Genomic DNA, 24,379 nt, shown 5'->3' on the forward strand with positions numbered 1-24,379 from the left:
CGAGGGACGGAAAAAGCCAATTATTGAAAAGTCGACGGGCGATTCTGTGAAGTTGTGAAAGCGGCTATTCGCAGCAGTGCTAATGTGGCCGGACCCGGTCGACGGAGCAGGGAGGTGAGGGCGGTCGCCAGGACGTTCGCCGGCGCGCGGCTGCGCCGGATGCGCGAGGAGCGCGGGCTGAGCCAGACGGAGCTCGCCCGGCACCTCAGCATCTCCCCGAGCTATCTCAACCAGATCGAGCACGACAGCCGACCACTGACCGTGCCGGTGCTGTTACGCATCACCGAACTGTTCGGCGTCGACCCGACCGTGTTCGCCGCGCACGACACCCCTCGGCTGGTCGCCGGGCTACGCGAGGCGCTGCCCGGACGTGCCGGCCTGACCGAACTCACCGAACTGGCCACCCGGCTGCCGGAGGTGGCGGCGGCGGTCATCGAGCTGCACCGGCGCTACCAGCAGGCCGACGAACAGCTCGCCGAGTTGGTCGGTGACCGCGAGCGGATCGGCCGCAGCCCGCACGACCAGGTCACCGAGTTCTTCTACCGGCGGCAGAACTACGTGCCGGATCTCGACGAGGAGGCCGAGCGGCTGGCCGGACGGATGGCGCTGCGCCGCGGCGAGGTCCGCGCCCTGCTCCGCGACCGGCTGGCGCAACGGCACGGCGTGCACGTCGCCCGCGAGGACGCCGCCGCACTCGGTGGTGAGCTGCACCGGTACCGCCCGCAGACCCGGACCCTGCACCTGTCCACGTCGCTGCGCGCCGGGCAGGAGGCGATGCGGATGGCGGCGCAGATCGCACTGCTGGAGTTCGCCGACGTCATCGACGAAATCGTCGAGTCGGAGGAGTTCGACGACGTGCAGACCCAGATCCTCACCCGGGTCGGCCTGGCCAACTACTTCGCGGCGGCGCTGCTGCTGCCGTACGAACACTTCCTGGCCGCCGCCGAGCAGCGTCGGTACGACATCGACCTGCTCACCCAGCACTACGCGATGGGCTGGGAGACGGTCTGCCACCGGCTCAGCACGTTGCAGCGGCCCCGGGCGCGCGGCGTGCCGTTCTCCTTCGTCCGGGTCGACCGGGCCGGCAACATGTCGAAACGACAGTCGGCCACCGGCTTTCCGTTCTCGCGTACCGGCGGCACCTGTCCGTTGTGGACGGTGTACGAGGCGTTCGGTGCGCCGGGGCGGGTGGTCACCCAGGTCGCCGCCATGCCGGACGGGCAACGTTACCTGTGGATCGCCCGCACCATCACCCGCCACCACGGCGGCTACGGCCAACCCGGCAAGGTGTACGCCATCGGTCTGGGCTGCGAGGTGCGGCACGCCAGCCGGCTGGTCTACTCCACCGGGATGGACCTGCACGCGGCCGAGGCCGCGACCCCGATCGGGCCGGGCTGCAAGACCTGCGAGCGGATGACCTGTCCGCAGCGGGCCGCGCCCCCGATCAGCCGGCAACTGGACGTGGACGAGAACCGCAGCACCTTCATCCCGTACCCGTTGCGGACCTGAGCGCCGTCCCGCCGGTACGGATACACTTTCAGCCCCTCCGCGAGCCCAGGGCTGGTGCATGGTTTCTCGTCCGACAGTTCCCCGGCCACTGGTGGCCGCCGCCGCCCTGGTCTCGGTCGCCGTACTGCTGGCCGGCTGCTCCGTCGTCGCACCGGTCGCGCCCGCACCGCTGCGGGTGCTCCAACTGAACCTGTGCAACAGCGGCATGGCCACCGGGTGCTACACGGGTCGCGCGGTGGCTCGGGCCGCCGAGGTGATCCGGGCCGAAACCCCCGACGTCGTCACCCTCAACGAGATCTGCTCCGGCGACGTGGACACCCTGGAACGGGTGATGACGGACGTGCACGCCGGCACGGTGGTGGCCGCCTTCCAGCCGGCGCGAAACGGCCGCACCGGTGAGCCGTACCGCTGCGTCAACGGGCAGCAATACGGCGTCGGAGTGCTGACCCACATCGCGGCGCCCGCCGGCGAGCACGAGGTGCACGCCGGGATCTACCCGGCTCAGGACCCGGCCGACCCCGAGCAGCGGGCCTGGCTCTGCGTCGAGGCCCGCACCCTCTTCTTCGCCTGCACCACCCACCTGGCGTACACCAGCTCGACCCTGGCCCTCGCCCAGTGCTCCCACCTGGTCGGCACGGCGATCCCGCAACTGCACGCCGACGGTCGCTACCAGCCCACGGTGGTCAGCGGCGACCTCAACCTGCGGCAGGGTGGCACACCCGACGTGCGCTCCTGCGTACCGGCGGACTACCGGCACCGGCACGACGGCGGGGTGCAGCAGTTCATGGCCACGGCGGACCTGCCGATCGAGTCCACCAGGTCGGTCAGCATGGAACGGACGACCGACCACGCGGCCTTCCTGGTGACGCTCACGCTGCCCGGTCAGGGCGATCCCGCCCACTGAGGACCACCCGGGTCAGTCCCACCAGAACGCCCAGGTCGGCGCGTCGACGATACGTTCGGCGTACGCGGCCAGGGTGCACGGCCGCTGCCCCTGCCAGACGTTGTCTGGGCAGAAGGCGAAATGCTCGGCGGCCACCCGCAACGCCTCGGTGGTGTGCTCCGGAGGCGCAGCGACGCTCAGGTAGAGCTCGGCGAAACCGACCCCGATCACCCGGACCCCGAACCGGTCCTCCCAGCTACGCAGCACGGCCGACAACCGGCCGGGATCGGCGGTGTGGTTGATCGCGCCCTGCCAGCCGAGGACGGCCAGGGCGTCGCTGCCCCGCCCGGCGGGGACCAGGCCGAGGCGCATCGCCGGTTGGGCCAGCGTCAGCTGCTCGGCCCAGTGGTCCGCGTGTCGCTCAGGCGTCGTCCACGGCTCGCCGGGCGGCGCCAGCCCCGGCCAGTCCCGCCCGTACGGGGCGGCGACGGCGGCCCGCCGGTCGTTGGACAGCTCGTCGTCACCGTCGTAGGGGGCCGTCTGGTCGGCCCACCAGCCGGCGAGCAGCCGCTCCGGATCATGTTCGGCCGGCGACGACCCGCGCCCGGGCCAGAACTCGCCGTCCTCCCAGGGCCGCGTCGGCTCACCGTCGTAGCCGTCCAGCAGCAACGGCCACAACCCTGACTGCTGGTGTGCGGCGTGCAACCGCGGCCACAGCCCAGCCGGAGCCGGTTCATCGCTGAGCCACAGCGTCGGCCGGTCGGCGTCGCCCTCATCGCCGCGGACCGTCCGGCCGGGCGGCAGCGGAACGGACAACGTCCGGGGGCGAGCAGCGGCGTCCGCAAACAAGTCCAGCAGGTCGGGCGGCATCTCGTTCAGCTGTGCGGTCACGACGCGTGAGGATAGCCGCCAAGTCCGACAATCCGGGGTAACAAGCCGGTCGCGTCGCCAACGCGCGCTCGTGGTCGGTCCACGTCACTCGGCGGCGGCGAACCTCTCGACGTTGTCGACCGGGCCGACCACCAGGATCAGGTCTCCGTAGCTCAGCACGGTGTCGGGGGTGGCGTGGGTGAAACCGGGCCGTCGTCCACCGACGGCCGCTTCCGGCTTCACCGCCACCACGGTCACCCCCCACCGGCTGCGCAGCCGGGACTCGCGCAGCGGCATGCCCACCACGTCGCCCGGCGGTTTGGTCTTGATGACGGCGAAGTCGGCGTCCACCTCCACGTAGTCGAGGATGCGGCCGGTGAGCAGATGGGCGGTGCGTTCGCCCATGTCGTGCTCGGGCGCGATCACGTGATGGGCGCCCACGCGGGTCAGGATGTTGCGGTGCTGCCCAGTGATGGCCTTGGCCCAGATGTCGGGGATGCCGAGTTCGGCGAGCAGGCTGGTGGTCAGGATGCTGGCCTGGATGTCGGTGCCGATCGCCACCACCGCCCGGTGGAAGTCGCCCACGCCGAGCTGCCGCAGCGCCTCGATGTCGGTCGAGTCGGCGGTGATCACGTGCGGAAGCTGCCCCACCATGCTCTGCACGATCTTCGGCTGGCTGTCGATGGCGAGCACCTCGGTACCCCGCTTGGCCAGTTCGAGAGCCAGCGCGCTGCCGAAGCGGCCCAGACCGATCACGACGACCGGCTCGTTACGGATGTCAGCCAACGATCGTCCTCTCCTCGGGTAGCTCGAAACGCCGGTTACGGTCCCGCAGCGCCAGCGCGGAGGCCAACGTGAGCGGTCCGATCCGGCCGGCGAACATCAGCAGTACGAGCAGCACGTCGGCCTGTGGTGGCAGGTCAGCGGTGATGCCGGTGGACAGGCCGACGGTGCCGAAGGCCGACACCACCTCGAACAGGACCGCGTCGAGCCGGTACGGGGTGATGGCCAGGAGGATGAAGGTGGCCACGGCGACCGCACCGGCGCCGAGCAGGACGATCGCGAGGGCCTGCCGCTGGTTGCTGGCCGGAATCCGCCGGTGGCCGACGTTGACCTGGGTCTCGCTCCGCATTTCGGACCACAGGACGAAGGCGAGCAGCCCGAAGGTGGTGACCTTGATGCCGCCGGCCGTGCCCGCGCTGCCGCCGCCGATGAACATCAGCACGTCGCTGGCGAGCAGGCTCTCCGGGCGCATGGCACCGATGTCGACGTTGTTGAAACCGGCGGTACGGGTCATCGCGGAGGCGAAGAATCCGGCGAGCAGCTTCTGCGGACCACCGAGCGGGCCGAACGTGCCCGGGTTCGAGTACTCGGCGAGGGTGAAGACCGCCGTACCGAGGGCCAGCAGCGCCACGGTCAGCGCGACGGTTATCCGCGTCGTCACCGACCAGTACGCCGGGCGGCGCCAGGTGCGGACCAGTTCGAACACGACCGGGAAGCCGAGGCCACCGAGGATGACCGCCGCCGCGACGGTCAGGGTGATCCAGGGATCGGTCACGTACCCCATCAGGTTGTCCGCGTACGTGGAGAAGCCGGCGTTGTTGAACGCGGAGATCGCGTGGAAGACGCCCTCGTAGAGCGCGGCGCCGAACGGGCGCTGGTACGTGGTGGCGAACCGGATGGTGAGCAGCGTGGCCACCACGGCCTCGCTGACCAGGCTGAACACGACGATGCGACGCACCACGCCGCGTATGTCGCCCAGGTTGAGGCTCTTGGTCTCCGCCTGGGCGAGGAAGCGGGCACGTAGCCCGAGCCGACGGGACAGCAGCACGGTGAACAGCGTGGCCAGGGTCATGATCCCGAGGCCGCCGATCTGGATGAGCAGCAGGATGACCGCCTGCCCGAAGCCGGACCAGTAGCTGCCGGTGTCGACCGTGACCAGGCCGGTGACGCACACCGCCGAGGTGGCGGTGAACAACGCGTCCACCAGCTCGGGGGAATCTCCCGATCGGGTTGCCCAGGGCAGGGACAGCAGACCGGTGCCCACCGCGACCGCACCGGCGAATCCCACGGCGATCATCTGCGCGGGGTGTCGGAAACGGTCGCCGCGTCGCTGCCACGCGGGCCGCCGGGTCACCAGACGCACGGCCGTCCGCCCCGGCCGAAGGAGCGTGCCCTCGACCGGTCCGGATTGTCGACAAGGCCCCCGGCGGACCGGCCCACCGGCCGCCGCTGGCCAGCAGCGATCAACACAGGGCGCATCGTCGCACGACCGACGCGTCCCGGGTCCGGCGGGCCGGCAGGTGGAGTGACGACACGCCGAGGCTCGGCCGGCGTACCGTGCCGGTGTGGAGCCTGATCGGACGCCTTGGCAGCGACCGCGCCGGGCGGACGGGTCGGACGCGGAGCTACTGGCGGCGGCGCGGGCCGGTGACGGTGTGGCCTTCGGTCGTCTCGTCGGGCCGGTGCGGGACGAGTTGCGGGCGCACTGCTACCGGATCCTGGGTTCGCTGCACGAGGCGGAGGACGCGGTACAGGAGACGCTGGATCGGGCCTGGCGCGCGCTGGACCGCCTCGACGATCACGCCGGGATCCGGCCCTGGCTGTACCGGATCGCGACGAACCGGGCGTTGACACTGGCCGAGCGGCGACGCCGCCGTGAACTGCCCGCCGCCCTGCGTCCGGATGCGGCGGCCGAGGTGGCGTGGTTGCAGCCGTACCCGGATCGGCTGATGGCCTGGGCCGACCACCTGGACCCGGCGGCGCGGGTGATCGCCCGGGAGAGTGTGGAGCTGGCGTTCGTCGCCGCACTGCAACACCTGTCGGCCCGGCAACGTGCCGTCCTGCTGCTGCGCGACGTGCTCGACTTCCCGGCACGCGAGGTCGCCGACCTGCTGGGCACCACAGTCGTGGCGGTCAACAGCGCCCTGCGACGGGCTCGCGCGGTGCTCGCGGACCGGCTGCCGGACCGGACCCAGCAACGGACCCTGGGCACGCTCGGTGACCCGGCACGGCAGGACCTGGCCCGGCGGTACGCGGCAGCCTGGGAGGGCGGCGACGTCGAGACCCTGGTGGCGATGTTGACCGACGCGGCGCGGTACTCGATGCCGCCGCAGCGGGTCTGGTACGAGGGCCGCGCCGCGATCCGTGACTTCCTGGTCGAGGCGGTGCTGTCGCACCGTTGGCGGTTCCTGCCCGCCCGGGCCAACGGGCAGCTCGCGTTCGGCACGTACCTGTGGGACGACGCCCGACGGAGTTACCTGCCGGCGGGCCTGGACCTGCTGGCGCTCGACGGTGCCCGGGTCACCGAGGTGGTCTCCTTCCTCGACGCCCCGTTCTCGGCCTTCGGCCTGCCCGACCGACTTTCCGATGACGAAACCGCCGTCCGGCGGTGAGTTTCCGCTCCGGCCGGGGTTGTAGGTGTGACGGAGCCGATCAACCCCCGGAAGGACCGTGCCGAGCATGACCACCGATGAAGAACAGATCCGCGAGCTGATCGAACGTTGGGCCAGGGCGGTACACCAGGGGGATCTCGCCACGGTGCTCGCCGACCACGCCCAGGACATCGTGATGTTCGACGTGCCGCCACCACAGCAGGGGGTACGCGGAATCGACGCCTACCGGCAGACCTGGCTTCCGTTCTTCCGGTGGCAGGCCCAAGGCGCGTCGTTCGACATCGAGTCGCTCGACGTTACCGCCGGTGCCGACGTGGCGTTCGCGTACGCCTTGCTGCGCTGTGGCACACCGGCGGACCTGACCGAGGCACCTGACCGGCGGTTGCGCCTCACCCTGGGCCTACGCCGCCAGGACGACCGCTGGGTGGTCACCCACGAGCATCACTCGTTCGCGCTCGACCCGACACCCGACCCGGATACCGCAGCCGATGAGCGGGAGCTGCACGACCTGCACGAGCGGTGGTTCGCCGCGACAGCGGCGAAGGACCTCGCCGCGCTGATGGAGCCGATCGCCGACGATGTGGTGTCGTACGAGCACGAGGCGCCGCTGCGGTACGTCGGCGAACCGGCGGTACGCGAGATCTGCCGGGCCGGCCTCGACGCCTCGGGCGACGGAGCGGTGAGCTGGGCGGTGCCCGACCAGACGCTCGTGGTCGACGGGGATCTCGCCGTCGCCTGGGGCCTGAACCGGGTACGGGTCACGCCGCCCGGTGCCGAGACAGTCGAGAGCTGGTCGCGCGGTACCCGGGTCTTCGCCCGACGCGACGGCGGTTGGCAACTGGTGCACCAGCACCTGTCCTACCCGTTCGACCCGGCCACCGGTGCCGCCCGGACCGATCTGCTCCCCTGAACGGACCGGTCCGGTCCCGGTGCGGCGTCTACCGTCCGCTGGACCTGAAACCAGGCTAGTTGCCGGGCTGCTCCGGGTTGAACAGGTACACGATCTTGCCGCTGGCCCAGGCGTCGATGACCCTCGACAGGTCCTGGTCCGGATACCGCTCGCCCGTGTCGGAGTACGAGAAGAGGTTCAGCCGGATGGCGGTCTTCGCGAACTCCTCAAGCGCCTCCCGGCGGTTGATCGCGTCGGAGCTTCGCGGGATTCCGCCACTGACGCAAGCAGCCACGAATTCGACCTGGTCGCCCCGCTCTCCGCCGTCCGGCCGTGGCACCCAACTCGGCAGCCTGATGAGCGTCTTGTAGAACAGTCTGTTCAGCTTCTCGTTGCCAGGCCCCCGGAAATAGAGATTGTCCCGGAGGCCGTCGATCAGCTCGTCGACCGACCTCCGATCCTCCACATCGCGGGGCCTGTCGACAAAGTAGACGTCGGCCTTCTGGAAGTACTCCCAGAGAAGCTCCCTGGAATAGGGTTCTCGCGCAAGGCTGGCGAGCGCTTCCGGGGGCAGCAGCTCGATGACATCGAAGCGAAGGTCCTCGGGTACACCCATGATGAATTCGTCCGGCATGACCGGCACTCCTCTCCGGAGGTCGGTCAATCGAATGACTTGTCACTCATGTAACTCATCGTTCGGCCGCCCGGCCGGGACCACAACATGTGTGTCAATTTCCGCACTGACGCCAACCGAACACGAACGTCCGAAGCGACAGGGTCAGCGTTGCACCCGGGCGCCGGCTCCGCGCACCAACGCCTCCACCTCGGCCAGGCTGGCCATCGACGTGTCGCCCGGCGTGGTCATCGCCAGCGCGCCGTGGGCGGCACCGTACTCCACCGCGGCGGCCAGGTCGCCGTCGCGTTCGAGCAGGCCGTAGATCAGCCCGGAGGCGAAGCTGTCACCGCCACCGACCCGGTCCAGGATCTCCAGGCCGGGTCGGTGGGTGGCCTCGGCGAACGCACCGCGGGCCCAGGCCACCGCGCCCCAGTCGTTCACCGTCGCGCTGCGTACCCCGCGCAGGGTGGTCGCCACCACCTTGAAGTTGGGGTACGCCCGCACGACCGCCTCGATCATCGCCTTGAAGTTGCCGGCGTCCAGCGCACCGCTGTGGATGTCCGTGTCCGGCACCGGGAAGCCCAGGCAGGCGGTGAAGTCCTCCTCGTTGCCGATCATGACGTCCACCAGGCCGGCGAGCCGGGTGTTCACCTCCCGCGCCCGCTCCTGGCCACCGACGGCCTTCCAGAGGCTGGGTCGGTAGTTCAGGTCGTACGAGACGAGGGTGCCGTGCCGACGGGCGGCGGTCATCGCGGCCTCGGCGGTCTGCGCGGCCGTGTCGGACAGGGCGGCGTAGATGCCGCCGGTGTGCAGCCACCGCACCCCGAGCGTGCCGAAGAGGTGGTCCCAGTCGACGTCGTCCGGCTTGAGCTGGCTGGCCGCGGAGTGGCCCCGGTCGGAGGTGCCGACCGCGCCACGGACGCCGAAGCCGCGCTCGGTGAAGTTCAGTCCGTTGCGGACGGTGCGGCCGATCCCGTCGTACGGCAGCCAGGTGATCAGGCTGGTGTCGACGCCGCCCTGAAGGATCAGGTCCTCCAGCAGCAGGCCGACCTCGTTGCGGGCGAACGCGGTGACCACGGCGGTGCGCAGGCCGAAGCAGCGGCGCAGGCCCCGGGCGACGTTGTATTCGCCGCCACCTTCCCAGACCCGGAACTGACGGGCGGTTCGGACCCGCCCCGCACCGGGGTCGAGCCGCAGCATGACCTCGCCGAGCGAAACCAGGTCGTACCGGCAGTCGGCCTTCGGCCGAGGCTCCACCGCACTCACACCGCACCTCCGGCTGCCGCCAGTGCCGCCCGGGTGCGGTTGGCGATCTCGTCCCACTGCTCGCCGGCGATCAGGTCGGCCGAGACCATCCAGCTCGCCCCGACGGCCAGGACCGCCGGCAGGGCCAGGTAGTCGGCGATCACCGCGGCGGTGATCCCACCCGTGGGGATGAACCGGACGTCGCGGAACGGCGCCGCGAGAGCCTTGATCATCGCGGCGCCACCGAGCTGCTGGGCGGGGAAGAACTTGACCACGTTCAGGCCGGCGTCGAGGGCCATCTGGATCTCGGTCGCGGTGGCCGCTCCGGGCACTACCGGCACGCCGGCCTGTCGGCAGGCGCGGACCACGGCCGGCGCGAAGCCGGGGGTCACGACGAACCGGGCGCCGGCCCCGATCGCCCGCTCGGCCTGCTCGACGGTGAGCACCGTGCCCGCTCCGACGGTCAGGTCGTCGCGGGCCGCGAGCGCCGCGATGGCGTCCAGCCCGGCGGCGGTACGCAGGGTCACCTCGACCGCGGCCAGACCACCCTTGACCAGGGCGTCACCGAGCGGGTCGGCGTGCCGCGCGTCGTCGAGCACCACCACCGGCAGCACCCGACCGACAGGCAAATGTTCAGAACTATGAACGTCGGTCACGTACGTGACCTTACTGGAGGGGTACGCCCTTCGCTAGAGTGGCCGCGTGCCCACCGTGCCCGAGGATTTCCAGCCCGTGAAGTCGGCCGGACGCACCCTCGACCTGCTCGAACTGCTCGCCGAGCAGCCACAGCCCTGGGCGCTGGGCGACCTGGCCCGCGCCCTCGGCATACCGAAGAGCAGCCTGCACGGCCTGCTCCGGACGCTTGTCGGTCGCGGCTGGGTGCAGACCGACGAGAGCGGCAACCGGTTCCGCCTCGGCCTGCGGGCGCTGCGGGTCGGCGCCGCCTACCTGGACGGGGACGACCTGGTCGGCCTGCTGTCCGGTGTGCTCGACGAGTTGTCCCGCCGCTTCGGCGAAGCCGTCCACCTCGGTCGACTCGACGGTGACCAAGTCGTCTACCTCGCCAAACGGGAGTCGGTGCACCGGCTGCGGCTGTACAGCGCGATCGGCCGCCGGCTGCCGGCGCACGCGACCGCGCTGGGCAAGGCCCTGCTGGCCGAGCATCCGGACGCCGACGTCGACCGGATGCTGACCTGGCCGCTGGCCCGCCTCACCCCACACACGGTCACCGACCCCGAGGCCCTGCACGCCGCCCTGGCAGCGGTGCGGACCACCGGCCACGCCGTCGACCGGGAGGAGAACGCCGAGGGCATCCGCTGCGTCGCGATGGCCGTACCGCTGGCCCGCCCGGCGGTCGACGCGGTGAGCGTCTCGGTGCCGGTCAGCCGGCTGAGCCCGGACCTCGAAGCGGCGATCGTCGCGGCGCTGCGCGAGCTGGTGGGTGGTCTCGCCCAGGCCCGGAGCATGCTTACCACGTAGGCCCAACCACCCCGCCGCCACCGCTACCTGGCTGGCCCCTGTGGGCCAGCCCCAGCCGCTGGATGACCCGCTGCGGGCCGTTCACAACCCATGACGATCAGTTACTCTTCGCCACCCCATCCCAGTACCCCCTCGCGGCTGAGGGCATACCCGAGGGTCGGCGACGACCTCACGTTTCGTCGACAATCGCGACGGCGCCGACCATCGGCACAGAGAGTGACACCGAGGGCGGCCGGCCTGCGCCTCACGAGGCCGGCCGCCGGTCGGAACTCGCGGTGCCTCAGGCCGGCAGACGCCAGACCTGGTTGGCGCCGCCGAAGCAGTCCCAGATCTGGAGCCGGGTGCCGTCGGCGGAGCTGTTGCCGGTGGCGTCGAGACACCTGTTCGACGCCGGGTTGCGCAGCGTGCCGTTGGACTGGGCCTGCCAGACCTGGGCGCCGGTGCCGTTGCAGTCCCAGAGTTGGATCGGGGTGCCGTTGGCGGTGCCGGCGCTGGTCACGTCCAGGCACTTGCCGAGGGCACGCAGGGTGCCGTCGCCGGCCACGGTCCAGCGCTGCGCGTTGGTGCCGTTGCAGGTGTAGAGCTGGATCGCGGTGCCGTTGGCGGTGCTGGCGGCGGCGACGTCGACGCATTTGCCGGCGATGCCGGTGATCTGACCGGTCCGGCCGGTCGGCGGCGGGGAGCCACCCGTCACGGTGTCGTAGATCGCGCTGACCAGCGAGGTCGAGCCGCCGGTGTCCTGGGTGAGTTCCCAGTTCATCATGCCGCCGGCGTTCGCCATCGCCCACTGGGTCTTGCGCTTGACCGTCGGTACGCCGTTGTAGCACTGCTGGGCGCCGCCCACGGTGGTGCAGTCCCGATTGGCGTTGGCCGGATCCAGGCCGACGAGCTGGGTGTAGGTGTAGTAGCCGGGCCGGCTGTAGAAGGGCACGCCGAGGATGGCCTTGCTGGCCGGCAGGCCCCGGGCCTTCCAGCCGTTCACCGCGTTGATCGACCAGTCGTAGTTGGCGTGTGGGCTGCCACCGTCGTACGCCATGATGTTGAGGAAGTCGACGTGGCTGAAGACCGACGTGGGTACGCCGTCGCGGTAGTAGCCCTCCGCGACGACCGCCGCGGTGAGCAGCTTGCCCTGCGGGCGCAACGCGTTGCTCAACTGCTGCATCAGCAGGCTGAAGTTGTTGGCCGAGGCGCCCGGGTCCGGGTACTCCCAGTCCATGTCGACGCCGTCGAGGCCGTACTGGTTGACGAAGCTGACCACGTTGTTGACGAATGTGGTGCGGATGCCGGCGTTGGCCGCGAGGGCCTCGAAGGCGGAGTCGTCACCGTCGTTCCAGCCGCCGATGGCGATGGAGACCTTCACGTTGTTCGCCCGGGCCAGCGACACCAGGGAGGTGAGCTTGCTCGGGTTCTCCACCGGGCGCAGGGTGCCGTTGCTGTTCGGCAGCACGAAGGCGTAGTTGATGTGGGTGAGCTTGGTGTACTGCACCGAGTTGACGTTGCCGGTCCAGGACGGCAGGTAGCCCACGCTCTTGAAGTTGTCGGGCAGCATCACCGCCTGCGCGGCGGTCGGGGTGACGGCGAGGGTGGCACCGGCGGTGACCAGCGCGAGCAGACCGGCGGCCAGGGCCGAGCGCGGCCGGGGACGTGGTGAGGACATCGAGGACCTTCCCGTGGCAGGTGAGGGTGCCGTGCCGCCACGGCCGGTCGTTGTGGAGCCGCCGATGATCGGCCGTGGCGTACGGGTGCTGGGTTCCTCGAGGCAGCCAAATCTTAAAGAGTGTTAACGGTAGCGGTCAACGATGTCCTTCGATCAGCACCGTCCGGTCCGATTCAGCCGACGGTTACCTGGTACAACGTCGTGTTGACCTCGCCGCTGCCGGTGAAGATCTCCGGTCCCGCCTGGACGCTTGTCAGGTAATTCGAGCTGCTCATCCAGCCCCGGGAGACCACGTCGTTCGTGAAGTCGCGGATGTTGAGGGTCGCGCTCGTGGTGTTGCTGGTCCGCACGTAGGAGTAGACGTTCCAGGTGCCCACGTAGCCACGCCAGACCTCCCAGGTGGTACCCGCGATGGTGACGGTGCCCTGGCGGCTGCCGGCCGGCGACGCGTTGGAACGGTAGAGCCAGATCATCAGCTCGTCGGTGGGCTGGTCCGCCGAACCCGGGTTGGCCATCGGGTGGAACCACATGTCGTACGCGACATTCATGTTCGAGGCACCGTTGGCGGTGACATTGAAGCGCCAGTTGGTGGTGACGTCACGGTTCGCGCTGAGCTGCACCGGCAGCCCGGTGTTCGGCCGCCGCCAACCCCAGTGCCAGCCGAGGATCGCCGCCGCGTACGACTTGACGCTGCTCGGATCGCCGCTCCACGTGTAGCTGGTCCCCCAGTAGATGGGGTTCCCCGGGCCTCCGTTGGACCAGATGCACTGGCTGCCGGTGGCACCGGTGGCGCCCCACTGGTTGTTGGGAATCCAGTACTTGCCGATCTCGATCGAATCGTCGCTGTCACACAGCCGCCCGGTGGGGGGATAGTCGGGCACCGGTGGCGGAGTGGTGCGGGTCGGCGTCGGGGTCGGACCGGGGTTGCCGGAGCCGGTACAGGTCACCCCGTTGAGCGCGAACGCGGTCGGCACCGGGTTGCTGCCGCTCCACGAGCCGCTGAAACCGAAGTTGGCGGTGCCGTTGAGGCCGATCGCGCCGTTGTACGACATGTTCGCCGCGGTCACCTGCGTGAGATCCTGCGTCACGGTCGCGTTCCATGCCTGGGTCACCCGCTGTCCGGCAGCGTAGGCCCAGGTCAGACGCCACGACGGCACCGGATCGCCGAGGTTGGTGATGGTCACGTCGGCGGTGAATCCGCCCGACCACTGGGCGGAGACCGTGTACCGCACCGCGCAGGCGACGGTGGCGGCGTGGGCGACCGCGACCCCGACGACGGCGGTGACGACAGTGCTGGCCACCGCGGCGGCGAGCAGGGCGAGGCGGGTACGTTTCACCATTGGTCCTCCTTCAGTCCTGGCCGCCACGTGGGCAGCCGGGACTGTTCGCGGTCACGACGGCGGCGGATCCGACGTGCGGTTCGTGATCGCGTACGGAGGCGGCAGCCGGCAGCGGCGTGTGCGTGGCCCGGATCGCGCCGGGGGCGCTGATCCCGGCCATCGCGGCCCATCTCGCCCGGCGACCGTGCCCGAGAAGTCGCCCGGCGGACACGGCGCCGGCTCGGTCGCCATGCCCATCATCGATGGCTGACGCTGCGACGGTACGACGACAGTTGGACGGCAGTCAATGAACTGTGCCCGCGCCCCAGGGGCCGGCCTACTCGGGGATCACCGACATCGACAGGCTACGGCTGATCGGGCCCCGTCCGGAACTGACGAGGCCGGCACCGAGGTGCATAGCATCGGTCGGCATGACGGCCCCCTCGACCACGTTCCGGAACCCGGTGCTCTCGGGCTTCCATCCCGATCCGAGTATCTGCCGCGTCGGCGACGACTACTACCTGGTCTGTTCGAGCTTCGAGTACTTTCCGGGCGTACCGATCTTCCACAGCCGGGACCTGGTGAACTGGCAGCAGATCGGCAACGTGCTCGACCGCCCCGGCCAGTTGCGGCTCCCGCCGGACACGCACGCCTCGCGCGGCATCTTCGCGCCGACGATCCGGCACCACGACGGCCGGTTCTGGATGATCACCACTGACGTCACCCTCGGCCGGCACCTGCTCGTCACCGCCGTCGACCCGGCCGGACCGTGGTCGGACCCGGTCTACTTCGACCTGCCGCACGTCGACCCGTCGCTGGCCTGGGACGACAACGGTGACTGTTGGTTGACCGTGTCGGGGAGTCCTATCGCGTCGATCCGCAGGCCGGCACCGTCCTGGAAGGGCCGGTGCCGATGTGGTCCGGCACCGGTGGGCAGTACCCCGAGGCCCCGCACCTGTACCGGATCGGCGAATGGTGGTACCTGCTCGTCTCCGAAGGCGGGACCCACACCGGGCACGCGATCTCCATCGCCCGGTCCCGCAGTATCCGGGGGCCGTTCGAGCCGGGGCCGGTGAACCCCTTCCTCACCCAACGCGGCATGAGGCGTACGGTGCAGGCCACCGGCCACGCCGACCTCGTCCAGGCCGGAGACGGCAGTTGGTGGATGGTCCTGCTCGGCATTCGCGCCAAGGGCCAGTGGCCGCCGTACCACGTGCTCGGTCGGGAGACCTTTCTGGCGCCGGTACGGTGGGTGGACGGTTGGCCTGTGGTCGACCCGGTCGAGGAGGTCATGGCCGCCCCCGCCGGCAGCCCGCCCGCGCTCGCCCCCTCCCCCGACGCTGGCGGGTACCACGAGGACTTCGACGGCGGCGAACTGTCGCCGCGCTGGATCTCGCTGCGGCACCGGCCGAGGACGAGCCTGTCGCTCACCGAACGGCCGGGATGGCTCACCCTGCACGCCGACGGTACGACCCTCGACCGCGCCGGGGCGACGCTCGTCGCCCACCGGCAACTGCATCACGACTGCCGGGCCGCCGTCCGCGTCGATCCCGGTACCGGGCGGGCCGGGCTGACCCTGCGCCTGGACCAGGCCCACCGCCTGCGACATGGTCACCTTCGTGGTGGACACCGAGCAGGGCCCTGTGGTGCTTGCCGAACTCGATGGCCGCTATCTGTCCACAGAGGTCGCCGCCGGCTTCACCGGCCGGGTCTTCGGCCTCTACGTGACCGACGGGAGTGCCGCCTTCGACTGGTTCGACTACCAGCCGGCGGCGACCGGCGCGCCGGGTGCGTCGACGACGCGGTGACCGAACGAGGACCGGCCGTGCGGGGCGAACCCCGCACGGCCGGTGTGGCTCGCCTCGATCAACCTGCGGTGCAGGACCTGATCTGCGGTCGGGCGCTGGAGTTGCCGTTCATCATCGTGGTGAAGCCGAACGTGTTGCCGCTGCCGTTGGAGCGCATCGTCATCACGTTGCCGCTGCTGTCCCAGGTGGGGCTGCCGCTCCAGGTGGAGGAGATCTTCTGCGGCGCGGTGATGGCGACGACCACGGACCAGGTGCTGGCCCCGCTGACCGTCACGGAGGTGTTGTAGCGGTCACCCCAGACCTGGCCGGGCGTCACCGTCGCGGTGCACCCGCCACCGGGCGGCGGAGTGGTCGGGTTGCCGGTGGGCGGCGCAGTGGTGGGGTTGCCGGTGGGCGGCGTGGTGCCGTTGTTCAGCGCGGTGAGCACGGCGTCGTACGCCGGCTTCTTCTGACCACTGCCGTTGAACAGCAGCGGGTTCTCGCTGGAGCGCCACGAGTCGGAGTCGCGGATGCCCCACACGGTGATGCCCTTGCAGCGCGCGACGGCGAGGCAGTCGTTCACCACGTTGCGGTACGCGTCGGACGGTGCGTTGCGGATGTCCAGCTCGGTGATGTGCACGTCGACGCCGAGGGCGGCGAAACTGGACAGCGTGGTGCGGTAGTTGCTCGGGTAGTTCGAGCCGCCGGTGAAGTGCGACTGGAGACCGACGCAGTCGATCGGCACGCCACGGTTCTTGAAGTCCTGGACCATCCGGTAGACGGCCTGGGTCTTGGCGTCGTTCCAGTTGTCGATGTTGTAGTCGTTGTAGCACAGGTCGGCGTTCGGGTCGGCCTGGCGTGCGGCCCGGAAGGCCGCCTCGATCCAGTCGTTGCCGGTGCGCTGGAGGTTCGAGTCACGGCGAGCGCCGCTCGACCCGTCCTGGAACGCCTCGTTCACCACGTCCCACCACTCGATCTGGCCCCGGAAGTGGGTGGCGACCTGGGTCACGTGGTTGAGCATCGCGTTGCGCAGGGTGGTGCCGGACATGTTCTGCATCCAGCCCGGCTGCTGCGAGTGCCACGCCAGAGTGTGGCCGCGGACCAGCATGCCCTGGCTGCGGGCGTGCTGGACCAGCCGGTCGGCGTTGCCGTAGTTGAACTGCCCCTGGTTCGGCTGGAGCGCGTCGATCTTCATTTCGTTCTCAGCGGTGACCTGGTTGAACTCGCGGTTCAGGATGGTCGTGTACGCCGAGTCGTTGAGCCTGCTCACCGCGACGGCGGTGCCGAAGTAACGACCGCGCTCGGCCGCGGAGGCACCGAGGGTGCTCGCGGCGCTGGCGCTGCCGGGTAGGACCACGGCGCCTGCGGTGGCGAGCAGGCCGACGGCAGCCGAGACGACGAGCGCGGCGCGCAGTCGCCTCGACCGTCCGGGTGCTCGGAACGAGTTGGCCATGACGCTCCTTCCGGGTCCGGTGGCCCGCTCTGGGCAGCATGAATCCGGACGCGTATGTGCGAAGAGGGTGAGTGATGCGCATCCCGGCCAAAGGGATCGCATCGGCCTTACTGGGCCGAAGTATTGCAGCGAGATTTCATACGCGTCAATGATTTCCGGAAGTTCTCCCGGAAGTTTCGGAGAGTTACTGGACACGCGACCTTTCGCCGCCGCGCCCGCGCCCGCCGGCGGCTACCGGGCCGAGCAGACGGGGGTCATCCCACCGCCGGTACCGGTGCCCTGGAAGCCGAACTCGGTCGACTGCCCGGCGGCGATGGATCCGTTGTAGCTGACGTTGCTGAAGGTGACGGCGCCACTGGAGCCGCTGCGCTGGGCGTTCCAGGCGTTGGTGACGCTGGCGCCGGAGGGCAACGTCACGGCCACCGTCCAGCCGTTGACCGGGGCGGCGCCGGCGGTGACCCGTACGGTGGCGACGAAACCACCCGTCCACTGGTTGATCGACACCGACGCCGAGCAGGCGCCACTCGCCGGCGGCGAGGTGCTGGGTGGGGTGGTCGGCGGCGTCGTGGTGGGCGGGGTGGTCGGCGGCGTCGTGGTGGGCGGGGTGGTCGGCGGCGTCGTGGTCGGTGGAGTCGTGGGCGGCGTCGTCGGGCCGTCGGCGAGGACCGGGGTCTGCCAGTCCCGCCACTCGGACAGGCTGCCGGACTTACGGCTGGAGATCCGGAACACGCCCGTCGAGCTGCCGGTGTTGAGCAGGAACTTCTGGATGTTCTGCTGCAACGGGGTACGCCACTCCGACCGCGCGGCGCAGTGCGTGCCGTCCTGGACGTCGGACCAGTAGCTGATGTTGTCACCCGCGCCGAGTGCCCGGTAGACCTCCGCTCCGGCCAGCGCGGCGACACTCGAGGATCGGGCGGCCAGCCAGTCGATGTGCGGATTGTCCATGATGAGCAGTCCACGCGGAGCCACCATGGCCACCGTCTGGTGCGTGTCGATCGGCAGGTTCGCCGGGTTGCCGGTGTACGACCCGAAGGCATCACCCAGCCACGGCTGTTCGCCGTACGCGCTGCTCAACGGTTGGGCGCCGGACTCGCCGGGGATGCCGCGGAAGATCGGCGAACCGGCGCTGCCCGACTCGATCGGCATGGTCAGGGCGATGCGCTGGTCGAACGCGCCCGTCACGAAGGCACCCTTGCCGTAGCGGGAGCAACCCGTAACGCCGGTCGCGTCCGCGCGCAGGATGGTGCCGCCCGACTGCTCGATCACGTCGATGATCCGGCTGACCCCCCAGGCCCAGGCGACCAGCAGTCCGCTGCTGCTGGACGAGCCGTAGATGCTGTAGAAGGCACCCTGCTTGTTGGTGCGGGGCGTGCCCTCCCGGCCGACCGCGAGCGGGTCGTAGCTGATCACGGCGGCGCCGGCGGACCGGATGGTGGCCGTGTCCGCGCCGAACCCGCCCAGCACCACCACGGCCGGATACGGCCCACTGCCGCCGCTGGGCAGTTGCACGCTCGCGGAGAAGCTGGCGGTACGGCCGTTGTGGGCCACGTTCACCGTGATGCTGGTGTTGGAGACCGTACCGCTGACGGTCTGCGGTTTCGCCGGCTTGTCGCCGTAGACGTACCGCTGCGCGAGCTGCTTGGTCTCCGCTCGGTGACAACGCCAGTCGGACTTGGCCGAGATCCGGCTGCCGTCGAGCCGCCGGAACGGGTCGGGCAGCCTGGGGTTGGCCGAGGGCGTTCCGGGATTCGACGTCGGGCAGTCGACACCCTCGTCCTCCACCGACGAGACGGTCGCGAGCCCGGCGGAGGCCCGGGCCACCCCGCCCTCGGCCATCGACCAGGTCGCCGCCACGGCGGTCAGTGCCGTCACCGCCAGGACCACCATCGAACGGTGACGGGAGCCACCCAACCTGGTGATCACTCGGGCACCCCTTCCGGCGGACGGCGAGACACCATCGGGTTTGATCGATCAGCGTCGATTGACGTCCTGGCAAGTTTCGAACACGACAACGAAACATGTCGATACGGTTTCGGTGATTATCGGTCGCCGCCACCCGGCCGGCCCACCCGACCGCAACTCGCGGCACGCCCCCTGCGTGTCAGCCGGAGCGAGGATCCACCGGCGCGGCCCGGCGGCCGGCCGGACGCACCCGCGGCGAGTGGCGAGCAGCCGGGGCTGTTTACCCTTGATTCACCTTCGGTGCATGATGGGTTCACCTACGGGTGATCAGCCGTCGAGCAGGGCGACCAGTCGCGAGTCACGGCCCACGCCGGCACCGGGCGCGTCAAAAGTCCAGGTTGGCACGACATGACCATTGACGTACTTCAATTTGAGCCATTACGCTTCCCGGAATAGTTCCCGCAAGTTTACCGAGATTTTCGGTTGCGTTCGGTCGCCTGACCGCAGCTCGTGCCGACGAGATGAGACGGGGCCGGCGCGACAGCGATCCAGGAGGAAGACAGCAGATGTCGCAGCTCATCCTGTTCGCGATCGACATCGGCGCGGTGGTGCTCCTCGTCTTCGGGCTCTACTTTCCGAGGCACCGCCGTCGCGATCTCGTGGTCGCCTACCTCGGCGTCAACGTCGGTGTCCTCGCGGTGGCCAGCGCGCTCAGCGCCAGCAACGTCGGCGCCGGACTGGGGCTCGGGCTGGCGCTGTTCGGCGTACTGTCGATCATCCGCCTGCGATCGACGGAGCTGGACCAGCACGAGGTCGCGTACTACTTCTCCGCCCTGGCGCTGGGCATCCTCGGCGCGTTGAGCACCACCTCGGTCTGGCTCAGCGCCGGGCTGATGGGCCTCATCCTCGTGGTGATGTTCCTGGGCGACCACCCTCGGCTGCTCCGCCACTACCGGCACCAGATCATGGTTCTCGACTCGGCGGTGACCGACCACGTGACCCTCGTCGCCCAGTTGGAACAACTGCTCGGCGCCCGCGTGCACGTCGCCACCGTGCAGCGACTCGACCTGGTCAACGAGACCACCGTGGTCGACGTCAGGTACTCGGTCAAGGGCCGCGCCACCAGGGCGTCCGCGACTCCGGCGAAGGCGGGAGCCGCCCGATGAGCAGCCGGCCGATCACCGCGCCGCTGGCGGCCATGGACCCGATCGGGCTGGCCGAACTCATCGACCGGGCCGCGCTGCAGACCAGGGTGGACCGCAAGTACCTCGTCCCCCTCGACCGGGTGCCCCATCTGCTGGACCAGCTCACCCCGTACGCACGGGTGTTGGACATCGACGGTGCGCGCAGTTTCCGCTACGAGTCGGTCTACTTCGACACCCCCATGCTGGCCAGCTACCACTGCGCGGCCTACCGGCGACGACGCCGCTTCAAGGTGCGCACCCGCACCTACCTCGACTCGGCGCAGTGCTGGCTCGAAGTCAAGATCAGCGGAGCGCGCGACAGCATCACCAAACACCGGTTGCCGTACGAGCCGCACGACCGCACGACCGTGGTCCCCGGCCGCGAGTTCGTCGACGAGGCGCTCGTGCGGGAGGCGATCTGCCCGCCCGCGGGTAGCGCCCTCGACCCGGTGCTGGTCACCAGCTACCGGCGGGTGACGCTGCTGCTGCCGGCGACCGCCAGCCGGGTCACCATCGACACCGCGCTGTCCTGGCAGGCCGGCGACACCGCACTGCACCTGCCGGACCTGGCCGTGGTCGAGACCAAGACCAGCGCCGCCGCGTCGCCCGCCGACCGGCTGCTGTGGCAGGGAGGGCTGCGCCCGGCCCGCATCTCCAAGTACGCCACGGGCCTGGCGGCGCTGCGCCCGGAGCTGCCGGATTCGCCCTGGCGCCGGACGCTGCGTCGGCACTTCCGCACCACCCCGTCGGTGGGCACGGCACCGACCGCCACCGCCCACCGTCCCGTCCAGGAGGCATCGTGCGTCTGACCGACCCCAGCGTCGGCACCTCGGCGGCACCCCGCTTGCGCATCGCGGGGATCGCGGCCGCCGTCATGCTGGTCACCGCGTTTCTCGTCCCGGCGCCGGCGCCGGCCGGTGCCGAGCCCCTCGCCGACACGTCCAGTTCCACCACACCGGTCGACCGGACCGCCGCGACTGCGGCCGCCGCCGACGACCTGGTCGGCGACATCGGCTTCTCGGTGCCCAGCGGCACCTTCTCCGGCGAGGTCTCGGTGTCGCTGAGCACCACCGTCAGCGGTGCCCAGATCCGCTACACCACCGACGGAGGGCTGCCGAACGCGCAGTCGCCGCTCTACTCCGGATCGGCGTTGCGGTTCACGCGTACGACGCAACTGCGGGCCCAGGCATTCGTCGGGCAGACCGCCTCGGGTGCGCCCGGCACCGCCATGTACGTCGCGCGCAACACCAGCACCGCACACGACCTGCCGGTCGTACTGATCGACTCGTACGGTGCCGGCCGGCCCGAGCGGGAGTACCTCGACGCCACCACCATGATCTTCGAGCCGGGCGGCGGCAGCACCTCGCTGGCAGCCGCACCCACCGTGGCCACCCGGTCCGGGTTCCGGCTGCGTGGCCAGTCGTCGGCGATGTTCGCCAAGACGCCGTTCCGCCTCGAATTCTGGGACAACGCCGACGACGACGCCGACTACCCGGTGCTCGGCATGCCGGCCGACTCCGACTGGGTGCTGCGCGGGCCGTTCAGCGACAAGTCCCTGATCCGGGAGGCGTTCGTCTACGACCTCGGCCGGCAGCTGGGCCTACCCGCCCCCCGGTACGCCTTCGCGGAGTTCTACCTGAACACCGACGCCGGCCCGGTCGGTTCCGACGACTACATGGGTGTCTACATGATCGTCGAGACGATCAAGAACTCCAAGGACCGTCTCGACCTCAAGCAGCTCCGCGAGGACGACCGGACCCTGCCGCGGATCACCGGCGGCTACATCTGGAAGTTCGAGTGGATGGCCGCCGAGGAGCCGACCCTGCCCTGCACCGGGCCGGCGGCGAGCTGCTGGAACTACCTTGAGGTCGCCGACCCGTCACCGCTGCAACCCGAGCAACGAGACTGGTTGCGCAACCACATCCAGGAGTTCCACAACGTGCTGCGGGCGCCCAACTTCGCCGATCCGACGACCGGCTACCGGGCGTACATCGACGTGGGTTCCTTCATCGACCAGCTCATCATCAACGAGCTGAGCCGGGAGATGGACTCGTACATCCGCAGCGCCTACTTCTACAAGGACCGCGACACCAAGATCCTCGCCGGGCCGCTCTGGGACTACGACCTCAGCTTCGGGGTGGGTGGCTTCTTCCAGAACGACCAGACCGCCGGCTGGCAGTACCAGCAGGTCCGCCAGCCGCTGGCCAACGACTGGTACACGCAGTTGATGCGCGATCCGGCGTTCGTCAACGAGGTGCGGCTGCGCTGGCAGACACTGCGCCGGGGCCCGCTCTCCGACGCGTCGTTGCAGTCGCGGATCAACGCCCTCACCGGGCCGCTGACCAACGGGGCACAGCGCAACTTCCAGCGCTGGCCCAACCTCAGCACCCGAATGGTCGGCCCGTTCATCACGCCGACCGCGCCGACCTGGCAGGGGCAGGTCCAGTTCATGCGGGACTGGATGCTGCGCCGCGCCGCGTGGCTGGACTCGACCGCCGGCTGGGGCGGGTCCACGACTCCCCCGCCCACCACCCCGCCGCCGACCACGCCACCACCCACCACGCCACCACCCACCACGCCGCCACCCACCACGCCGCCGCCGAGCACGCCGCCGCCGACGACCACGCCGCCCGGCGGAGGCGGCTGCACCGCGACGTACACGGTGACCAACCAGTGGTCCGGCGGTTTCCAGGGCGAGGTACGGGTCACCGCGGGCGGCGCGGCGATCAGTGGCTGGACCGTGACCTGGACGTACCCGGCCGGGCAGACGGTGACCCAGGCATGGAACGCGACAGTCACCAGCCAGGGATCGGCGGTGACCGCCCGCAACGTCAGCTACAACGGCAGTCTCGCCGCTGGCGCCAGCACCTCGTTCGGTTTCCTCGGCTCCACCACCGGCACACCGAGCACACCCACACCGACCTGCACGGCTAGCTGATCGGCGTAACCGTCCGGCACCGGTCCGTCCGACGGACCGGTGCCGGGCGTCCGGGTACCGGGACGAGGATCCGTCGGGTTCCGGGACAGCCGTCGACACCCGATTCCGCTACGCTGCCCTAATATTGTGTCGATCGATACAGAAATAAGGGGCAGGCATGACGGAACTCGCCGGCAAGGTCGCGCTGGTCACCGGGGGTAGTCGAGGCATCGGCGCGGCGATCGCCGCCCGCCTCGCCGGGACGGCGCGGACGTGGCCATCACCTACCGCGCCGCGGCCGACCGGGCGCAGAAGGTGGTCGCCGAGGTGCAGGCGGTGGGCCGCCGAGCGGTGGCGATCGCGGCGGACAGCGCCGATCCCGACGCGGTCACCGCCGCGGTACGGCGTACGGCGACCGAGTTGGGGCGGCTGGACATCCTCGTCAACAACGCCGGCATTTTTCCGTACGGGCCGATCGAGCAGGTCAGTCTGGCGGAACTGGACCGGGCCCTCGCGGTGCACGTACGCGGAGTCTTCCTCGCCACCCAGGCGGCGATCCCGTACCTGGGACCGGGCGGAAGGATCATCAGCATCGGCAGTTGCTTCGCCGAGCGGGTGCCGTACGCCGGGGTCAGCCTCTACTCGATGACCAAGAGTGCCCTGCTCGGTCTGACCCGTGGGCTGGCCCGCGACCTCGGTCCTCGTGGGATCACCGCGACCGTGGTGCATCCCGGCTCGACGGACACCGAGATGAACCCGGCCGACGGCGAGGGCGCCGACCACGAACGCAGCTTCATCGCCCTCGGGCGGTACGCGGCCGCCGCCGACGTCGCGGCGACGGTCAGCCACCTCGCCGGTTCGGCCGGCCGCTACATCACCGGCACCGCCATCGCCGTCGACGGCGGGTTCGCCGCCTGAGGAGGGTACGCATGGCCTGGTTCGTGCTCGTCGTGGCCGGACTGCTCGAGGTCGTCTGGGCGACCGCGCTGAAACACACCGACGGATTCACCCGGCTCTGGCCGTCACTGCTGGCGGTCGCCAGCGCCGCGCTCAGCTTTTTCATGCTGGCCTGGGCGATGAAGGCGCTACCGGTCGGTGCCGCGTACGCGGTCTGGGTCGGCATCGGAGCGGTCGGTGTCGTGATCGCCGGGATAGTCACGATGCAGGAGGATGCCGGTCCGGCACGTCTGTTGTTCCTGGCCCTGATCGTGGTCGGGATCATCGGGCTGCGTCTGGTGGAACACTGACCGCTGAAGCGGATGCAAGGGAGGACG

General features: G+C 70.2%; 20 protein-coding genes and 5 pseudogenes. 14 read left to right on the plus strand and 11 right to left on the minus strand.

The genetic code is table 11. From position 1 onward, the window contains the following. The first annotated feature begins 114 nt into the window (after positions 1–114). Both ENC19_RS11480 and ENC19_RS11485 read left to right on the plus strand, forming a co-directional pair. Positions 115–1,509, plus strand: a complete 1,395-nt coding sequence (locus ENC19_RS11480) for a short-chain fatty acyl-CoA regulator family protein (RefSeq protein WP_164447156.1) — start codon at positions 115–117, stop codon at positions 1,507–1,509. A gap of 58 nt (positions 1,510–1,567) precedes the next feature. After that, positions 1,568–2,413 carry an endonuclease/exonuclease/phosphatase family protein gene (locus tag ENC19_RS11485; protein WP_235944662.1) on the plus strand — a complete coding sequence of 282 codons (846 nt, stop codon included), beginning with the start codon at positions 1,568–1,570 and terminating at the stop codon, positions 2,411–2,413. A gap of 12 nt (positions 2,414–2,425) precedes the next feature. Here the strand turns inward: ENC19_RS11485 and ENC19_RS31390 are convergent, their stop codons facing one another. The 3 genes from ENC19_RS31390 to ENC19_RS11500 form a co-directional block, all read right to left on the minus strand. After that, on the minus strand, positions 2,426–3,283 hold the full coding sequence (locus tag ENC19_RS31390) for a DUF4253 domain-containing protein (protein ID WP_208020864.1): 858 nt from the start codon (positions 3,281–3,283) through the stop codon (positions 2,426–2,428). Positions 3,284–3,367: 84 nt separating this feature from the next. Further along, positions 3,368–4,048, minus strand: a complete 681-nt coding sequence (locus tag ENC19_RS11495) for a potassium channel family protein (RefSeq protein WP_164447157.1) — start codon at positions 4,046–4,048, stop codon at positions 3,368–3,370. After that, positions 4,041–5,342 carry a TrkH family potassium uptake protein gene (locus ENC19_RS11500; protein WP_164447158.1) on the minus strand — a complete coding sequence of 434 codons (1,302 nt, stop codon included), beginning with the start codon at positions 5,340–5,342 and terminating at the stop codon, positions 4,041–4,043. Before ENC19_RS11500 ends, ENC19_RS11495 begins: the two co-directional genes overlap by 8 nt. Positions 5,343–5,673: 331 nt before the next feature. On the opposite strand from ENC19_RS11500, the gene ENC19_RS11505 reads away from it, so the two are divergent. Together ENC19_RS11505 and ENC19_RS11510 are read left to right on the plus strand one after the other, a co-directional pair. Next, a complete protein-coding gene (locus ENC19_RS11505) occupies positions 5,674–6,657 on the plus strand; it encodes an RNA polymerase subunit sigma-70 (protein ID WP_166458510.1) in 984 nt (327 codons plus the stop codon). Positions 6,658–6,724: 67 nt separating this feature from the next. Next, positions 6,725–7,567 carry a YybH family protein gene (locus tag ENC19_RS11510; RefSeq protein ID WP_164447160.1) on the plus strand — a complete coding sequence of 281 codons (843 nt, stop codon included), beginning with the start codon at positions 6,725–6,727 and terminating at the stop codon, positions 7,565–7,567. Between the two features lie 55 nt (positions 7,568–7,622). Here ENC19_RS11510 and ENC19_RS11515 read toward each other — a convergent pair whose 3' ends face one another. The 3 genes from ENC19_RS11515 to eda form a co-directional block, all read right to left on the minus strand. Further along, complete coding sequence (locus ENC19_RS11515) at positions 7,623–8,180, minus strand: hypothetical protein (protein ID WP_164447161.1); 558 nt, start codon at positions 8,178–8,180, stop codon at positions 7,623–7,625. Between the two features lie 144 nt (positions 8,181–8,324). Continuing rightward, positions 8,325–9,428 carry a sugar kinase gene (locus tag ENC19_RS11520; protein WP_164447162.1) on the minus strand — a complete coding sequence of 368 codons (1,104 nt, stop codon included), beginning with the start codon at positions 9,426–9,428 and terminating at the stop codon, positions 8,325–8,327. Continuing rightward, positions 9,425–10,036 carry a bifunctional 4-hydroxy-2-oxoglutarate aldolase/2-dehydro-3-deoxy-phosphogluconate aldolase gene (gene eda / locus ENC19_RS11525; RefSeq protein ID WP_166458398.1) on the minus strand — a complete coding sequence of 204 codons (612 nt, stop codon included), beginning with the start codon at positions 10,034–10,036 and terminating at the stop codon, positions 9,425–9,427. Before eda ends, ENC19_RS11520 begins: the two co-directional genes overlap by 4 nt. A gap of 73 nt (positions 10,037–10,109) precedes the next feature. Between eda and ENC19_RS31395 the strand changes: the two genes are divergently transcribed. Next, a complete protein-coding gene (locus ENC19_RS31395) occupies positions 10,110–10,886 on the plus strand; it encodes an IclR family transcriptional regulator (protein ID WP_164447164.1) in 777 nt (258 codons plus the stop codon). Positions 10,887–11,166: 280 nt separating this feature from the next. On the opposite strand, the gene ENC19_RS11535 is transcribed toward ENC19_RS31395, so the two are convergent. The 3 genes from ENC19_RS11535 to ENC19_RS29535 form a co-directional block, all read right to left on the minus strand. After that, positions 11,167–12,543 carry a glycosyl hydrolase family 18 protein gene (locus tag ENC19_RS11535; RefSeq protein ID WP_164447165.1) on the minus strand — a complete coding sequence of 459 codons (1,377 nt, stop codon included), beginning with the start codon at positions 12,541–12,543 and terminating at the stop codon, positions 11,167–11,169. Positions 12,544–12,716: 173 nt separating this feature from the next. Continuing rightward, positions 12,717–13,883 (minus strand): GH12 family glycosyl hydrolase domain-containing protein, encoded by a 1,167-nt coding sequence (locus tag ENC19_RS11540; RefSeq protein ID WP_164447166.1) that lies wholly within the window; start codon positions 13,881–13,883, stop codon positions 12,717–12,719. Between the two features lie 10 nt (positions 13,884–13,893). Further along, positions 13,894–14,043 (minus strand): hypothetical protein, encoded by a 150-nt coding sequence (locus tag ENC19_RS29535; RefSeq protein WP_208020865.1) that lies wholly within the window; start codon positions 14,041–14,043, stop codon positions 13,894–13,896. A 250-nt stretch (positions 14,044–14,293) separates the two neighbouring features. Here ENC19_RS29535 and ENC19_RS30165 point away from each other — a divergent pair. The 3 genes and pseudogenes from ENC19_RS30165 to ENC19_RS30175 all read left to right on the plus strand — a co-directional run. After that, positions 14,294–14,713: pseudogene (locus tag ENC19_RS30165) on the plus strand (family 43 glycosylhydrolase); the annotation flags it as partial. 62 nt (positions 14,714–14,775) lie between these two features. Then, positions 14,776–15,402: pseudogene (locus tag ENC19_RS30960) on the plus strand (family 43 glycosylhydrolase); the annotation flags it as partial. 67 nt (positions 15,403–15,469) lie between these two features. After that, the gene (locus ENC19_RS30175; protein ID WP_235944664.1) at positions 15,470–15,670 is read left to right on the plus strand and encodes a beta-xylosidase family glycoside hydrolase; all 201 of its coding nucleotides are present in this window, start codon (positions 15,470–15,472) and stop codon (positions 15,668–15,670) included. A 58-nt stretch (positions 15,671–15,728) separates the two neighbouring features. On the opposite strand, the gene ENC19_RS11550 is transcribed toward ENC19_RS30175, so the two are convergent. Beyond that, positions 15,729–17,102, minus strand: coding sequence for an endo-1,4-beta-xylanase (locus ENC19_RS11550; protein WP_164447167.1), 1,374 nt, complete (start codon positions 17,100–17,102; stop codon positions 15,729–15,731). A gap of 231 nt (positions 17,103–17,333) precedes the next feature. Then, entirely contained in the window at positions 17,334–19,025 is a 1,692-nt protein-coding gene (locus tag ENC19_RS11555; RefSeq protein ID WP_408058071.1) for a glucuronyl esterase domain-containing protein, read from the minus strand. Between the two features lie 545 nt (positions 19,026–19,570). Between ENC19_RS11555 and ENC19_RS11560 the strand changes: the two genes are divergently transcribed. From ENC19_RS11560 to sugE, 6 genes and pseudogenes are all read left to right on the plus strand, one after another. After that, positions 19,571–20,170 carry a DUF4956 domain-containing protein gene (locus ENC19_RS11560; RefSeq protein ID WP_164447168.1) on the plus strand — a complete coding sequence of 200 codons (600 nt, stop codon included), beginning with the start codon at positions 19,571–19,573 and terminating at the stop codon, positions 20,168–20,170. Beyond that, positions 20,167–20,997: a polyphosphate polymerase domain-containing protein gene (locus tag ENC19_RS11565; RefSeq protein WP_164447169.1), complete on the plus strand. Its 831-nt coding sequence runs from the start codon at positions 20,167–20,169 to the stop codon at positions 20,995–20,997. The genes ENC19_RS11560 and ENC19_RS11565 overlap by 4 nt, the downstream gene beginning before the upstream one ends. 65 nt (positions 20,998–21,062) lie before the next feature. Next, positions 21,063–22,661: pseudogene (locus ENC19_RS31805) on the plus strand (CotH kinase family protein); the annotation flags it as partial. Positions 22,662–22,733: 72 nt separating this feature from the next. Then, positions 22,734–23,126, plus strand: a pseudogene (locus ENC19_RS31810) (cellulose binding domain-containing protein); the annotation flags it as partial. 157 nt (positions 23,127–23,283) lie between these two features. Beyond that, positions 23,284–24,023 (plus strand): annotated as a pseudogene (locus ENC19_RS11575) (SDR family NAD(P)-dependent oxidoreductase). A gap of 11 nt (positions 24,024–24,034) precedes the next feature. Continuing rightward, entirely contained in the window at positions 24,035–24,352 is a 318-nt protein-coding gene (gene sugE / locus ENC19_RS11580) for a quaternary ammonium compound efflux SMR transporter SugE (RefSeq protein WP_164447170.1), read from the plus strand. The last annotated feature ends 27 nt before the right edge of the window (positions 24,353–24,379 follow it).

The organism is Verrucosispora sioxanthis, assembly GCF_010560025.1.
Lineage (GTDB): Bacteria > Actinomycetota > Actinomycetes > Mycobacteriales > Micromonosporaceae > Micromonospora > Micromonospora palythoicola.

What these genes read in the sequence shown, in the direction of transcription:
- ENC19_RS29535 (WP_208020865.1), bottom strand. Translation starts at nt 14,043, where the DNA reads ATGGCCGGGATCAGCGCCCCCGGCGCGATCCGGGCCACGCACACGCCG.
- ENC19_RS11510 (WP_164447160.1), top strand. Translation starts at nt 6,725, where the DNA reads ATGACCACCGATGAAGAACAGATCCGCGAGCTGATCGAACGTTGGGCC.
- ENC19_RS11565 (WP_164447169.1), top strand. Translation starts at nt 20,167, where the DNA reads ATGAGCAGCCGGCCGATCACCGCGCCGCTGGCGGCCATGGACCCGATC.
- ENC19_RS11500 (WP_164447158.1), bottom strand. Translation starts at nt 5,342, where the DNA reads ATGATCGCCGTGGGATTCGCCGGTGCGGTCGCGGTGGGCACCGGTCTG.
- ENC19_RS11560 (WP_164447168.1), top strand. Translation starts at nt 19,571, where the DNA reads ATGTCGCAGCTCATCCTGTTCGCGATCGACATCGGCGCGGTGGTGCTC.
- ENC19_RS30175 (WP_235944664.1), top strand. Translation starts at nt 15,470, where the DNA reads ATGGTCACCTTCGTGGTGGACACCGAGCAGGGCCCTGTGGTGCTTGCC.
- ENC19_RS11515 (WP_164447161.1), bottom strand. Translation starts at nt 8,180, where the DNA reads ATGCCGGACGAATTCATCATGGGTGTACCCGAGGACCTTCGCTTCGAT.
- ENC19_RS11485 (WP_235944662.1), top strand. Translation starts at nt 1,568, where the DNA reads ATGGTTTCTCGTCCGACAGTTCCCCGGCCACTGGTGGCCGCCGCCGCC.
- sugE (WP_164447170.1), top strand. Translation starts at nt 24,035, where the DNA reads ATGGCCTGGTTCGTGCTCGTCGTGGCCGGACTGCTCGAGGTCGTCTGG.
- ENC19_RS11535 (WP_164447165.1), bottom strand. Translation starts at nt 12,543, where the DNA reads ATGTCCTCACCACGTCCCCGGCCGCGCTCGGCCCTGGCCGCCGGTCTG.
- ENC19_RS11550 (WP_164447167.1), bottom strand. Translation starts at nt 17,102, where the DNA reads ATGGCCAACTCGTTCCGAGCACCCGGACGGTCGAGGCGACTGCGCGCC.
- ENC19_RS11540 (WP_164447166.1), bottom strand. Translation starts at nt 13,883, where the DNA reads ATGGTGAAACGTACCCGCCTCGCCCTGCTCGCCGCCGCGGTGGCCAGC.